Here is a 14,110-nt window from a genome sequence, read left to right as displayed (position 1 = left end):
AGGGGGACCTCATGACTCGGGCCCCGGCTAACCTTCTGGCCGTCCGAAGCCTGCTCCTCACTCACCTCGACAACGCCCCCGGGCCAGACGATCTGGATCCGGGTGAGGTCGGCATCGTCGGCGACTCGGCCCATCGGGGCGGCTACCACTGCGGATCGGACCGGGTGGTCGTCAACGACTACTCGGTGGTCGAGTCACCCCGTGACCGGGCCGGGTTGACCCTCGACGCGGCGGCGCTGGACGTCGGCCAGTTCGACGTGCGCTCCGGCGGTCGGACGAACACCCTGGCCAGCTTCTCGGTCTGGTGCGTCGCGCAGTGCGCCGCGAACGCCGCCGACACCCGGGACATCCGGGAGATCATCTACAGCCCCGATGGCAGCACGGTGAAGCGGTGGGACCGCCTCGGCAAGCGCACCAGCGGCGACAGCTCGCACCGCTGGCACACCCACTTCAGCTTCTTCCGCGACGCCATCAAGGCGGGCCGCGACCAGCGGCCCCTGTTCCGCCGCTACCTCAGCTCCATCGGACTCCTGGAGGACGACATGACCCCCGAAGAACACAACTGGCTGGCCACCGTCCACAAGAACCTCACAGTGCTGGATGGCCGCAACCCGGTCGGGCAGATCTACACCCGGATGGCGATGGGTGAGGATGCCACGGTCCCGAACTTCACCTCGGCGCACCCCACCCTGCGGTCGATCGGCGCCCAGCTCAGCGCGTTGCAGACGGCGCTGACCGCGCTGTCCAACCGGGACTTCACCGACGAGCCGGCGATCGTGGCGGGCGTGCTGGCCTCGCTGACGCCGGAGAAGATCGCCGCGGCCATCCCGCCGAACATGGCCAAGCAGGTCGCCGACGAGCTGGCCCGCCGGCTGGTCGCCTGAGCGAGGGGTGGCCCGGGACGCCGGGCCGCCCCTCCCGGCAGTGTTCCGCAACGAATGTTGAGCAATAGTCATTGCGCAACAGCTGTTGCGGATGTGACGATGGCGTCATGGAACGCTCCGACGTACGCCAGGTCACCGACTCCCGGGTGCTGGCCGCCATGTCCCACCCGCTGCGCCGCCGGCTGATGGACGTGCTCAAGGTCCACGGACCCTCCACCGTCGGCCTGCTCGCCGAGCGCACCGACCAGGCCCCCGCCAACGTCAGCCACCACCTGAAGGTCCTCGCCGCCGCGGACCTGGTCACCGAGGCGCCCGAGTTGGCCCGAGACCGGCGCGAACGGTGGTGGCGCCTGGTCACCCGAGGGCTGCGCTGGTCCAACACCGACTTCGACACCGACCCGGCCTCCCGAGCGGTCGCCGACGCCGCCACCTCCCTCAACCTGGACCGGCACGTCGCCCTGGCCCGGGCCTGGCACGCCGTCGACGAGAGCACCCAGGCCAGCTGGAACGACGCGCCGTTCTCCACCGACCACTGGCTGCGCCTCACGCCCGAGGAACTGGCCGAGCTGAGCCGCGAGATGGTCGGCGTCCTCGCCCGCTGGGCCGACCGGGACCTACCCGACGACGACGCCGACCGCAGGCCGGTCTTCGTGTTCGTCCACGGCGTACCGGCCCAACCGTGACCACCACCACCCGCGACCCGACCGACCTGCGGCCGACCGGCGGACTGCTGCGGCACCGCGACTTCCGGCTGCTCTGGGCCGGGCAGGCGGTCAGCAGCGTCGGCAGCAACGTCACCACTGTCGCGTTGCCCTTGGTCGCGGTCGCCGTCCTCGACGCCGGCACCTTCCAGGTGGCGGTGCTCACCGCCGCCGCCTGGCTGCCCTGGCTGCTGATCGGCCTGCCGGCCGGCGCGTGGGTCGACCGACTGCCCCGCCGACCGGTCATGGTGGTCTGCGACCTGCTCTGCGCGGCGGCCTTCCTCAGCGTGCCGCTGGCCGCCCTGCTGGACCGGCTCACCGTCGGGCAACTGCTGGTGGTCGCCCTCGGCGCGGGCGCCGCGCGGGTCTTCTTCGAAACCGCCGACCAGGTCTACCTGCCGGTGCTGCTTCGACCCGGGCAACTGCCGGAGGGCAACGCCAAGCTCCAGGCGACCCAGACCGTGAGTTACGTCGTCGGCCCCGGCCTCGCCGGCCTGATCGCCCAACTCATCGGTGCCGTCGCCGCGCTGGTGTTGGACGCGCTCACGTTCCTGCTGTCCGCGGTGTTCCTGCTGCGCATCCGCACCCGCGAACCCCGGGTACGCCGCGCGGAGCGATCCCGCTCGCTGCGCCGCGACATCACCGAAGGGCTGCGCTTCGTCATCCGCGACCCGTACCTGCGGGTGCTCACCGTCTTCGGCGCGGCCAGCAACATCGGGCTGACCGGCTACCAGGCTGTCCTGGTGGTCTTCCTGGTCCGCGAACTGCGACTCGAGCCCGGCCTGGTGGGCGGGCTCGTCGGGGTGATGAGCGCCGGTGGGATCATCGGCGCGCTGGTCGCCACCACGGTGGCCCGCCGCTGCGGCACCGCGCGGGCGCTGCTGGTCGCGGCGGCGCTCACCGGCCCACCCGCGTTGCTCATCCCCCTCGCCGCGCCCGGCATCGGGCTGGCCTGGCCGGCGCTCGGCGGCCTGCTGATCGGCCTCGGGGTGGCCATCGGCAACGTGGTCAAGGGCGCCTTCCGGCAGACCTACACGCCGCACCACCTGCTGGGCCGGGTGACGGTGAGCATGCACCTGCTCAACTACGGCACGATCCCGCTGGCGGCCGTGCTGGCCGGTGCGATCGGCGCACGTTACGGCGTCCAGACGGCAATTGTCGGAATGACCGCCTGGTTGGCGCTCACCCCGTTGATTGTGTTGGTGGGGCCGATCCGGAGGCGGCGGGACCTGCCCGCCGCCCCGGCGTCGTCTTGAGTGCGCTGCGACGGCGGCCGGAGACCGGCCGCCGTCACCGGCACGGAGCTACATCGGGCGGACGTTGTCCGCCTGCGGACCCTTCTGCCCCTGGGTCACCTCGAACTCGACCTTCTGGCCCTCGTTGAGCTCCCGGTAGCCGCTCGTCGCGATGGCGGAGTAGTGGACGAACACGTCCGGCCCTCCACCGTCCTGCTCGATGAAGCCGAAGCCCTTTTCCGAGTTGAACCACTTAACCGTGCCGGTTGCCATGCATCTCTCCCTGTTCAAAGCGGCTGACCCTCGGCCTCTGGCCGATGATCGCCCGTACCTGTTCGACAGTAACGGGCAAAACCCCGATCCGCTGGCCGAAGTGCCGTAGGTCTTCGAGCGAACTCGGGTGAACTCTGCGCGGCGGACCGCGAAAATCGCCCCGACCAACCGCCACTGGGGCATGCTTGCGCCGATGAGGGGTGCCGAAGCCGACGCGCTGACCGAACTGGAACGCGAGGTCGGCACGCCCGGTTCCGGTCTGGACAGACTCCGGTTGATGCCCACCCCGTTCGTCCCCGAGGTGCGGCTGCACCTGGCCGAGGACGCGATCGTCTGGTGGGCCCGGATGGAGGCCTCCGCCGGGCACGCGCTGCCAGCGCCGTACTGGGCGTCCGCCTGGGCCGGCGGGCAGGCACTGGCCCGCCACCTGCTGGACCACCCCGAGTTGGTCGCCGGTCGCCGGGTGCTCGACCTCGCCGCCGGGTCCGGGCTGGTGGCCATCGCCGCCGCGCTGGCCGGCGCCGCGGAGGTCATCGCCAACGACATCGACCCGTACGCCGTCGCCGCCGTCACCCTCAACGCGCGGGCCAACCACGTCGCCGTCGACGCCACCGGGAACGACCTGCTCGACAGCACCGAGCCGAAGGCCGACCTGGTGGTCGCCGGGGACGTCTTCTACGACCGCGCGATGGCCGACCGGATGCTGCCCTTCCTGCAACGGACCGCAGCCGCCGGCGCCGACGTGCTGGTCGGCGACCCGGGCCGCGGACACCTACCGGCGGACCGCCTGGCCGTGCTGGCCGACTACCCGGTGCCCACCACCGAACCCTCTGTCGACTCATCGCTGCGTCGCGTGCAGGTGCTGCGTCCGACCTGAGGCGGAAACCCCCGACTCAGGGACGACCCCGAGTCGGATACCAGGGGTCGCTGGGGGCTACGACCCGATGTCCGAAGTGGCGCGGCGGCCATAGCGTCGACGCATGACGCAATGGGTGGCCCAGATCGGAGAACTACCGGTTCTGCTGCTGATGGGCGCACTCGGGCTCGTCATGCTCTTCGACGCCGTACCCCTGCTGGGTGTCCTCATCCCCGGCGACGTCGCGATCCTCGCCGCCGTCGGGGTCGGCCGCCCGACCACCGGGCTGGCCACCTTCGCCGCGGTGCTGGTCGGCTGTTTGGCCGGCTGGTCGGTGAGCTTCCTGATCGGCCGTCGCTACTCCGACCGGCTGCGCCGCAGCCGCGTCGGCGGCTGGATCGGCGAGCCCCGCTGGGCCGCGGCGGAAGGCATCCTGCGCCGCGGCGGCGGTCGGATGATGGTCGTCGCGCCGTTCCTGCCCGTCTTCAACGCGCTGCTGCCACTGGCCGCCGGCGGGCTGCGGATGTCGTACCGCCGATTTCTCGGCTGCGCGACGCTCGGCGCGGCCGCCTGGGCCGGTCTCTACCTGGCCCTGGGCACCGCGGCGCGGTCGGTGGTCGGGCTGCTGCCGGGCAACCCCAGCCCGCTGCTGGTCACCATGGGGGTCGGGTTGGTGCTGGCCTCCGTCGCGTTGCTGGGGGCGCGGCGGCGGTTGTTCTCCGTCGTTGGCTGAGCTTTGTTCGCGCTCTGGGGGCTCGGGGTCGGGTTGCGGCGGGCCCCCGCCCCCGTCGTGGTTCCGGGTCACGCGGGGGGTGCCGCCTACGACGGTGGGTTGTTGATCTTGTTGGTTCTCGGTCGACGGTTGGTGATCCTTTTTGGTGGCGGGGTTACCAGCCTCTGGCTTTCCACTGGGGGAGGGCGGGGCGTTCGGCGCCCAACGTGCTGTCCTTGCCGTGGCCCGGGTAGAACCAGGTGTCGTCCGGCAGCTTGTCGAACAGCTTCCGCTCGACGTCGCCGATCAGCGCCGCGAACCGCTCCGGGTCCTTGTCGGTGTTGCCGACGCCACCAGGGAAGAGACTGTCGCCGGTGAACAGGTGCGGGGTGCCGGCCGGGTCGCGGTAGAGCAGCGCGATCGAACCCGGGGTGTGCCCCTTGATGTGGATGACCTCCAGCGTGCAGTCGCCGACCGCCACGGTGTCGCCGTCGGCCAGCCGCTCCGCCTCGATCGGCAGGCCCGCCGCGTCGTCGGCGTGCACCAGCACCCGGGCGCCGGTCTTGGCGACGACCTCCTCCAGGGCCACCCAGTGATCCATGTGCTGGTGGGTCGTCACCACGGCGGTGAGCCCACCGTCGCCGATCAGGTCGAGCAGTCGCGGCGCCTCGTTGGCGGCGTCGATCAGCACCTGGTCACCGGTGCCCGTGCAGCGCAGCAGGTAGGCGTTGTTGTCCATCGGGCCCACCGACAGCTTGTTGATGGTCAGCCCGGCCAACTCCCGAACCGCGGGTGCGCCGCCGTTCGTGACGTCTCCGTTGTATGTCATGACGTTTCTATATCCATTCCGGTGGAGTAGGCAGGGGACCGTCGGGGGTGACGGAGAGCGGGGTGCCGTCGGCACGGCCGATCAGCCAGGCGGCGAGGTCGGGGGCGGGACCGGCGACGACCGGGGCGCCGACCCGCTTCCCGATCACCACCTCATGCTCGCTGCCGTCGAGACGGAGCACCATCGACGGGGGCGTCGGACCGGTGCCGTGATGGCTGGCCGCCTCGCGCAGCAGTCGGTGGGCGAACGCCTCCGACCAGTCCGTGGCCCGGTAGTCGGCGGCCAGGTCGAGGTGGTGCACCTCGATCTCGCGTAGCCGACCCCAGACCAGCAGCGCGGCCGGCCACGGTCCCTTGCGTGCCTGCACCGTCGCGGCCCACGCCTCGGCCGGCATCGCCGCGACCGCCTCGGCGAACAGGTCCGCGGTGCGGCGCAGGTCGTCCAGGTGCGCGGCCGGCGGTCGGCCCGAACCGGCTTCGATGTCCGCCGTGCGGGCCTCCAACGAGGCGTACATCGGCAGGGCCTTCCCGGTGCGGGCCGCGGTGAGCAGGTTCACGAAGCCGTCGGCGTTGCGCGCCACGTGCGCCAGCACGTGGCCGCGCGTCCAGCCCGGCAGCAGCGACGCGGCAGCCAGGTCCGCGGCGTCGAAAGACGCGGCGGTACGGAGTAGTCGGCTGGTGGCCGCGTCCACCTCGCCCATCAGCAGCAGCGGATCCGTGGTCACCCGTCGACCCTAGCGGTCCGCCGTCGCGGCGTCGCCGGGGAAATCGCTTTCGGCGCGTCGGCGCACGACCTACCGTCAGCGGCAGACGCGGCACCGGGACATCGGACGGAGGTGGTTGATCATGCCGGACGTGGCACGCGTGTTCCGCCATCACCAGCTTCGACACCGATGAGGATGCTATGACGATCGATCTGACCGCCCTCGGCTGGGACGCCGAGCGAGCGGCGTACGCCGCTCGCCGCGGCGAGCACCAGCCGGGTCGGGTGGCCCGGGTGGACCGGGGGGTCTGCACGGTGCTCACCACCGTCGGCCCGGTCCGGGCCAGCCTCGGCGGGGCGGTGCTGACCGTCGCCGCGCGGGACCCGTCCGCGCTGCCCTGCGCCGGGGACTGGGTGCTGCTCACCCACTGGCCGGACCGCCGGGTCACCGTGGAGGCCGTACTGCCCCGGCGGGGCGCGCTGATCCGGCGTACCGCCGGCAAGGACGCCAGCGGTCAGGTGCTGGCCGCCAACCTCGACGCCGCCGCCGTGGTGGAGCCGGTGCACCCCGAGCCGGACGTGGGCCGGATCGAGCGGCTGCTCTCCCTGGCCCACGAGTCCGGCGCCCGGCCCCTGGTCGTACTGACCAAGGCGGACCTGGCGGCCGACCCGGACGCGCTGGCCCGCCAGCTGGCCGCTGTCGCCCCCGGGGTGCCGGTGCTGCCGGTCAGCGCCGAACGTGGCCTCGGGCTGGACCCGCTGCGCGCCGAGGTGGCCCCCGGTCGCACGCTCGGCCTGCTCGGCCCGTCCGGTGCCGGCAAGTCGAGCCTGGTCAACGCCCTCGTCGGGGCGGTGATGATGCCCACGCAGGCAATCCGGCGGGTGGACGGCAAGGGCCGGCACACCACCACCTGGCGGGCTCTCGTATCCGTCCCCGGTGGCGGCGCGGTGATCGACACGCCCGGCGTGCGGGCGGTCGGTCTGCTGGATGGCGCGGCCGGGCTCGACCGGGCGTTCGCCGACATCGCCGGGCTGGCCGAGGGCTGCCGGTACGCCGACTGCGGCCACGACGGCGAGCCGGCCTGCGCGGTCCGGGAGGCGCTGCACACCGGCGAGCTCTCCACCCGTCGGTGGGAGAGCTGGCGGCGGTTGCAGGGTGAGGTGGCCCACGAGAGTCGGCGGCGGGAGGCGCGGGTGGCGGCGGAGCGGCGCGGCGGGTGGCGTTCGGCCCGACGCCGAGCCAGTCGCCCGCCGTTGCCCGGGGGCTACTGACCGGGGTCCGTCGGCGGGCGGCCGACCGGGCTGAGCTGGGGGAATGTGCGGGCGAGGGAAACTGTCGTACCTCGGGGCTAGAGTTGCCGAGGCGTGTTTTCCGCGCCCGCACGACCGCTCAAGAGCACCCAGAGCGGGACACATCCTTCGCTTCATCTTCTCCCGGGAGTACACGCACTGTGGCCGACCGACTGATCATCCGTGGCGCGCGCGAGCACAACCTGCGTGACGTCAGTCTCGACCTGCCCCGGGACGCACTCATCGTGTTCACCGGGCTGTCCGGGTCGGGCAAGTCGAGCCTGGCCTTCGATACGATCTTCGCCGAGGGGCAGCGCCGCTACGTCGAGTCGCTCTCCTCGTACGCCCGGCAGTTCCTCGGCCAGATGGACAAGCCGGACGTCGACTTCATCGAGGGCCTGAGCCCGGCCGTCTCGATCGACCAGAAGTCCACCTCGCGTAACCCGCGTTCGACGGTCGGCACCATCACCGAGGTCTACGACTACCTCCGCCTGCTCTACGCCCGCATCGGTGAGCCGCACTGCCCGGTCTGCGGCGAGCGCATCTCCCGGCAGAGCCCGCAGCAGATCGTCGACCGGGTCCTCGCCATGGCCGAGGGCACCAAGTTCATGGTGCTCGCCCCGGTGATCCGTGGCCGCAAGGGCGAATACGTCGACCTCTTCGCCGAGCTGCAGGCCAAGGGCTACGCCCGGGCCCGGGTCGACGGCGTGGTGCACCCGCTGACCGAGCCGCCGAAGCTCAAGAAGCAGGAGAAGCACACCATCGAGGTGGTGATCGACCGGCTCACCGTCAAGCCGAGCGCCAAGCAGCGGCTCACCGACTCGGTCGAGGCCGCGCTGGGGCTGTCCAGTGGTCTGGTCCTGCTCGACTTCGTCGACCTGCCGGAAGACGACCCGGACCGCGAGCGCCGCTACTCCGAGCACCTGGCCTGCCCCAATGACCACCCACTGGCCATCGAGGATCTCGAGCCCCGGGTCTTCTCCTTCAACGCGCCGTACGGCGCCTGCCCGGAGTGCACCGGCCTGGGCACCAAAAAGGAGGTCGACCCGGAGCTGCTGGTCCCCGACCCGGAGCGCAGCCTGCGCGAGGGCGCCATCCAGCCCTGGTCCACCGGGCACAACCTGGAGTACTTCCTGCGCCTGCTGGAGGCGCTCGGCGAGGCTCAGCACTTCGACATCGACACCCCGTGGCGGGCGTTGCCGGCGCGGGCGCAGAAGACGATCCTGCACGGCTCCGACGACCAGGTGCACGTGCGCTACCGCAACAAGTACGGCCGTGAGCGCTCCTACTACACCGGCTTCGAGGGCGTGGTGCAGTGGATCGAGCGCCGGCACTCCGACACCGAGTCCGAGTGGTCCCGCGACAAGTACGAGGGCTACATGCGCGACGTGCCGTGCGCGGCGTGCGGCGGTGCCCGACTCAAGCCCGAGGTGCTCGCTGTCACGTTGGCCGGCAAGAGCATCGCCGAGGTCTGCAACCTGTCCGTGGGGGAGTGCGCCGACCTGCTCGCCGGCATCGAGCTGACCGACCGGCAGAAGATGATCGCCGAGCGGGTCCTCAAGGAGATCAACGCCCGGTTGCGGTTCCTGCTGGACGTCGGCCTGGACTACCTCTCCCTGGACCGCCCGGCCGGCACGCTCTCCGGCGGTGAGGCACAGCGCATCCGGCTGGCCACCCAGATCGGCTCCGGCCTGGTGGGCGTGCTCTACGTGCTCGACGAGCCGTCGATCGGGCTGCACCAGCGCGACAACCACCGGCTGATCGAGACCCTGATCCGGTTGCGCGGGCTGGGCAACACGCTGATCGTGGTGGAGCACGACGAGGACACCATCCGCACCGCCGACTGGATCGTCGACATCGGGCCGGGCGCGGGCGAGCACGGCGGCAAGATCGTGCACAGCGGCTCGGTGCCGGCGCTGCTGAAGAACAAGGAGTCGATCACCGGGGCGTACCTGTCCGGGAAGCGGTCGATCCCGACACCGTCGACCCGTCGCCCGCAGGATCCGGCCCGTGAGCTGGTGGTGCACGGCGCGCGGGAGCACAACCTGCGCAACCTGACCGTCGGGTTCCCGCTCGGGCAGCTGATCGCCGTCACCGGGGTCAGCGGCTCGGGCAAGTCGACGCTGGTCAACGACATCCTCTACGCGGTGCTGGCGAACCAGATCAACGGCGCCCGGCTGGTGCCCGGCCGGCACACCCGGGTCTCCGGTCTGGAGCACGTGGACAAGGTCGTCGGCGTGGACCAGTCGCCGATCGGTCGGACGCCGCGCTCCAACCCGGCCACCTACACCGGGGTCTGGGACCACGTCCGCAAGCTCTTCGCCGAGACGACCGAGGCGAAGGTCCGCGGGTACGGCCCGGGGCGGTTCTCCTTCAACGTCAAGGGCGGGCGCTGCGAGGCGTGCTCGGGTGACGGCACGATCAAGATCGAGATGAACTTCCTCCCCGACGTGTACGTCCCCTGCGAGGTCTGCAAGGGCGCCCGGTACAACCGGGAGACCCTGGAGGTGCACTACAAGGGCAAGACCGTCTCGGACGTGCTGGAGATGCCGATCGAGGAGGCCGCCGAGTTCTTCTCCGCCATCCCGGCCATCCACCGGCACCTGAAGACGCTCGTCGACGTCGGCCTGGGCTACGTCCGCCTCGGTCAGCCCGCACCGACCCTCTCCGGTGGTGAGGCGCAGCGGGTCAAGCTCGCCTCCGAGTTGCAGAAGCGCTCCACCGGGCGGACGGTCTACGTGCTCGACGAGCCGACCACCGGTCTGCACTTCGAGGACATCCGCAAGCTGCTGATGGTGCTGGAAGGGCTGGTCGACAAGGGCAACACGGTGATCACCATCGAGCACAACCTCGACGTGATCAAGACCGCCGACTGGCTGATCGACATGGGTCCCGAGGGCGGCCACCGGGGCGGCACCGTGCTCGCCACCGGCACCCCCGAGGAGGTCGCCGAGGTGGCGGAGAGCCACACCGGTCAGTTCCTGCGCCAGGTGCTCAAGCTCGACGGCGAGGCCAAGGGTGCGGCTGCCGCCACCACCCGGGCCGCCAAGGCCAACGGCGCGACCAAGACGCGGGCCAGCCGCAAGGTGCCGGCCGGCGCGCGCTGATCTCTCTGTACGTGTTCGTCGGGCGGGGCGGGTCGGATGACGACCCGCCCCGCCCCATTTGCCGGGTCGGCCGGTTGCTGTCATGAACCATCCGGCACAGTTGCGCGTGTGGAGAAGTGTGGCCGGCTTCCGACCGGCGCAGCGGGCTAGAGAGAGGCGAGGCATGAGTGACGATCAGGCGCTGACCGGTTCGGGTACCCAGACACGCCGTACCCTGCTCACCGGCGTCGGGGCGGTCGGCGCGGCCGTCGTCCTGGCTGCCTGCGGCAGCGACGACGGCGGCAGCGGCAGTGACGCACCCACCAGTGCGGGCCCCGCAGTGCCCAGCACCGGCGACGCCGGGGGCGGCGACCGGCAGAACGCCCAGTCGTTGGCCACGACCGCCGACATCCCGGTCGGCGGCGGCAAGGTCCTCGCCGCCGAGGGCGTGGTCATCACCCAGCCCACGGCCGGTCAGTTCAAGGGCTTCAGCCCGATCTGTACGCACCAGAACTGCCCGGTGACGAACGTCGACGGCGGCACCATCAACTGCACCTGCCACAACAGCAAGTTCTCGATCGAGGACGGCTCGGTGAAGGCCGGCCCGGCCACGAAGCCGCTGCCGCCGAAGAACATCAAGGTCACCGGCGACCAGATCTCGCTGGCTTGACGGCCGGGCCGGCCTGACAGCCGGGCTGCTCTGACGGCCCGGGCTGGTCTGGCCGCTAGGCCGGCGCTGCTTGATCGACTCACGTTTCGGGAAGTCGGGGTGTCCGTGGCGTGCCGACACCCCGACTTCCGGGACGCCGAGTGGATCACGCGCCTGCCGTGGGCTGTCGGTGCCGCGGACTAGGCTTGCTGGCGTGGCTGACCCCTCTACCTACCGCCCCGCACCCGGCACCATCCCGGAGCTACCGGGGGTCTACCGCTTCCGCGACGGCACCGGTCGGGTGATCTACGTCGGCAAGGCGCGCAATCTGCGCAGCCGGCTCAACTCCTACTTCGGCGACGTCTGGAACCTGCACGAGCGCACCCGGCAGATGGTCACCACCGCCGAGTCGGTGGACTGGATCACCGTCGGCACCGAGGTCGAGGCGCTCCAGCAGGAGTTCACCTGGATCAAGCAGTACGATCCGCGGTTCAACGTCCGCTACCGCGACGACAAGTCGTACCCCTATCTCGCCGTCACCCTCGACGAGGAGTACCCGCGACTCCAGGTGATGCGCGGCGCCAAGCGCAAGGGCGTGCGTTACTTCGGCCCGTATTCGCACGCCTGGGCGATCCGGGAAACCCTCGACCTGCTGCTGCGGGTGTTCCCCGCCCGGACCTGCTCCGCCGGCGTCTTCAAGCGGGCCGGTCAGGTCGGTCGTCCCTGCCTGCTCGGCTACATCGGCAAGTGCTCGGCCCCGTGCGTCGGCACCGTCTCCGCCGACGAACACCGGGCCATCGTCGACGGGTTCTGCGACTTCATGGCCGGGCGCACCGACACCATGGTCCGCAAGATCGAACGCGAGATGACCGAGGCGAGCGAGCAGCTCGAGTTCGAGCGGGCCGCCCGGCTGCGCGACGACGTGGCCGCGCTGCGCCGGGCCATGGAGAAGCAGACAGTGGTGCTGGGCGACGGCACCGACGCGGACGTGGTCGCGTTCGCCGACGACCCCCTGGAAGCGGCCGTGCAGGTCTTCCACGTCCGCGACGGCCGGGTCCGCGGCCAGCGCGGCTGGGTCGTGGAGAAGACCGAGGACCTGACCACCGGAGACCTGGTGCACCACTTCTGCACCCAGGTGTACGGCGGTGAGCACGGCGAGGCCGACGTGCCCCGCGAGCTGCTCGTGCCCGAGCTGCCTGCGGACGCCGACGCGCTGGCCGACTGGCTCTCCAGTCACCGGGGCAGTCGGGTGTCGCTACGGGTGCCGCAGCGTGGCGACAAGCGTTCCCTGATGGAGACGGTGGAGCGCAACGCCAAGGACGCGCTGGCCCGGCACAAGCTGAAGCGCTCCGGTGACCTGACCACCCGGGGCAAGGCACTGGACGAGATCAGCGAGGCGCTGGGCATGAGCACGTCGCCGCTGCGCATCGAGTGTTTCGACATCTCGCAGATCCAGGGCACCGACGTGGTCGCCAGCATGGTTGTCTTCGAGGACGGGTTGCCCCGCAAGAGCGAGTACCGGCGGTTCATCGTCCGGGGCGCCACCGACGACCTCTCCGCGATGTCCGAGGTGCTTCGCCGCCGCTTCGCCCGCTACCTGGACGCCAGGGCCGAGACGGGCGAGGTGGGCGTGGAGTCGGCCGACGACCCGGCCGCTCCGCGAGACGCGGTCGAACCGCAGGTCGGCGTCCTGATCGATCCGACCACCGGCCGGCCGCGAAAATTCGCGTACCCGCCGCAGCTGGTGGTCGTCGACGGCGGTGCCCCACAGGTCGCAGCCGCCGCGCAGGCCCTGGCCGACCTGGGCATCGACGACGTGGCACTCTGCGGGCTGGCCAAGCGGCTGGAGGAGGTGTGGCTGCCGGACGACGAGTTCCCGGTCATCCTTCCGCGTACCTCGGAGGGGCTCTACCTGCTGCAACGGGTGCGTGACGAGGCCCACCGGTTCGCCATCACCTTCCACCGGCAACGCCGCTCGAAGCGGATGACCGAGTCGGCACTCGACCACGTGCCCGGCCTGGGGGAGGTCCGGCGCAAAGCGCTGTTGCGGCACTTCGGTTCGCTCAAGCGACTCTCGGCCGCAACTGTCGAAGAGATCACGGAGGTGCCGGGGGTGGGCCGGCGCACCGCCGAGGCGATCCTGGCCGCCCTCGACAAGGACCCGAAGGCCGTCGACGGCGCGGACGCGAAACCCAACGCCTGATCCTGTGATGCCGGGGTGTCCCGGGTGCGAAGCAGGCGTGATCGACTCGCGTTTCATGATGTCGGGGTGTCCTAGGCGCGCGGATGCCGCGTTTTCCGGGACCCGAGTGGATCATGCCGCTGTGTCCGCTGTGTTCGGGTCCGCCAGCCAGGCCGGTCGGCCGTCGGCTTCGCGCGGCGTGTTCTGCCCCCGGCTCGTCGCACGGGTCCAGCCGGACGGAGGGGCGCGGGTGAGCGTGATCCACTCGGGTTTCAGGAAGTCGCGGTGTCCCAGGCGCGCGGATGCCGCGTTTTCCTGAAACCCGAGTGGATCAAGCCGCTGTGTCCGCGGTGTCCGGTCCGCCAGCCGTCGAGGCAGGCGTCGGGTCGGCGATTTTGTCCGGTTTGGGTGGGGTGTCGGGTGGTCGGGGCCACCCCACGGGTGGAATCGGGGGCCGGGCGGGGTCGTTATACCTGGCAGACCACCGCGGCCCCGGGCCGGTGGAGAGCAGCCGCCGGGAACACCCGCCAGGCCGCCCCGGTTACACCCCCCGCACGGCCGAGCACCACCGGCCGGCCCCGGGTAGGCGGAATGACCCGCCACCGGCAACCGTTACACCCTGTCCCGACGCCGACCCCCCAGCAGGTCGCCGGGCCCCCGCGAACCTCCCCGCACGGCCACACCCCCCGGTGTTCAGTGCCCGTGCGGTTT

Annotated in this window: 12 protein-coding genes; 9 read left to right on the top strand and 3 right to left on the bottom strand. The window is 71.3% G+C overall.

The annotated features are described in order from the left end of the window. Positions 1 to 11 precede the first annotated feature (11 nt). From QSK15_RS16855 to QSK15_RS16845, 3 genes are all read left to right on the top strand, one after another. On the top strand, positions 12 to 884 hold the full coding sequence (locus tag QSK15_RS16855) for a hypothetical protein (protein ID WP_279518019.1): 873 nt from the start codon (positions 12 to 14) through the stop codon (positions 882 to 884). Positions 885 to 991: 107 nt separating this feature from the next. Further along, on the top strand, positions 992 to 1,567 hold the full coding sequence (locus QSK15_RS16850) for an ArsR/SmtB family transcription factor (RefSeq protein ID WP_285795161.1): 576 nt from the start codon (positions 992 to 994) through the stop codon (positions 1,565 to 1,567). Then, on the top strand, positions 1,564 to 2,841 hold the full coding sequence (locus QSK15_RS16845) for an MFS transporter (RefSeq protein ID WP_285795160.1): 1,278 nt from the start codon (positions 1,564 to 1,566) through the stop codon (positions 2,839 to 2,841). Before QSK15_RS16850 ends, QSK15_RS16845 begins: the two co-directional genes overlap by 4 nt. 48 nt (positions 2,842 to 2,889) lie before the next feature. Here the strand turns inward: QSK15_RS16845 and QSK15_RS16840 are convergent, their stop codons facing one another. Further along, a complete protein-coding gene (locus tag QSK15_RS16840) occupies positions 2,890 to 3,093 on the bottom strand; it encodes a cold-shock protein (protein WP_007072071.1) in 204 nt (67 codons plus the stop codon). A gap of 193 nt (positions 3,094 to 3,286) precedes the next feature. Here QSK15_RS16840 and QSK15_RS16835 point away from each other — a divergent pair, with 193 nt between their 5' ends. Continuing rightward, positions 3,287 to 3,970 carry a class I SAM-dependent methyltransferase gene (locus tag QSK15_RS16835; protein WP_352232183.1) on the top strand — a complete coding sequence of 228 codons (684 nt, stop codon included), beginning with the start codon at positions 3,287 to 3,289 and terminating at the stop codon, positions 3,968 to 3,970. A gap of 103 nt (positions 3,971 to 4,073) precedes the next feature. Then, a complete protein-coding gene (locus QSK15_RS16830; protein WP_285795159.1) occupies positions 4,074 to 4,682 on the top strand; it encodes a DedA family protein in 609 nt (202 codons plus the stop codon). Between the two features lie 154 nt (positions 4,683 to 4,836). Here QSK15_RS16830 and QSK15_RS16825 read toward each other — a convergent pair whose 3' ends face one another. Both QSK15_RS16825 and QSK15_RS16820 read right to left on the bottom strand, forming a co-directional pair. Further along, entirely contained in the window at positions 4,837 to 5,490 is a 654-nt protein-coding gene (locus QSK15_RS16825) for an MBL fold metallo-hydrolase (RefSeq protein WP_285795158.1), read from the bottom strand. Positions 5,491 to 5,497: 7 nt separating this feature from the next. Then, entirely contained in the window at positions 5,498 to 6,214 is a 717-nt protein-coding gene (locus QSK15_RS16820) for a maleylpyruvate isomerase family mycothiol-dependent enzyme (RefSeq protein ID WP_285795157.1), read from the bottom strand. A 179-nt stretch (positions 6,215 to 6,393) separates the two neighbouring features. Here QSK15_RS16820 and rsgA point away from each other — a divergent pair, with 179 nt between their 5' ends. The 4 genes from rsgA (at position 6,394) to uvrC (ending at position 13,420) form a co-directional block, all read left to right on the top strand. Then, entirely contained in the window at positions 6,394 to 7,464 is a 1,071-nt protein-coding gene (gene rsgA, locus QSK15_RS16815; RefSeq protein ID WP_285795156.1) for a ribosome small subunit-dependent GTPase A, read from the top strand. Between the two features lie 179 nt (positions 7,465 to 7,643). Then, the gene (uvrA, locus tag QSK15_RS16810) at positions 7,644 to 10,589 is read left to right on the top strand and encodes an excinuclease ABC subunit UvrA (protein ID WP_285795155.1); all 2,946 of its coding nucleotides are present in this window, start codon (positions 7,644 to 7,646) and stop codon (positions 10,587 to 10,589) included. A 163-nt stretch (positions 10,590 to 10,752) separates the two neighbouring features. Further along, a complete protein-coding gene (locus tag QSK15_RS16805; RefSeq protein ID WP_285795154.1) occupies positions 10,753 to 11,238 on the top strand; it encodes a Rieske (2Fe-2S) protein in 486 nt (161 codons plus the stop codon). Positions 11,239 to 11,431: 193 nt separating this feature from the next. Beyond that, positions 11,432 to 13,420 (top strand): excinuclease ABC subunit UvrC, encoded by a 1,989-nt coding sequence (uvrC, locus tag QSK15_RS16800; RefSeq protein WP_285795153.1) that lies wholly within the window; start codon positions 11,432 to 11,434, stop codon positions 13,418 to 13,420. Positions 13,421 to 14,110 lie beyond the last annotated feature (690 nt).

Source organism: Micromonospora sp. NBRC 107095 (assembly GCF_030269705.1).
Lineage (GTDB): Bacteria > Actinomycetota > Actinomycetes > Mycobacteriales > Micromonosporaceae > Micromonospora > Micromonospora parva.
The sequence above is the reverse complement of the archived record's forward strand: the minus strand, read 5'-3'. Positions and strand labels throughout refer to the sequence as shown.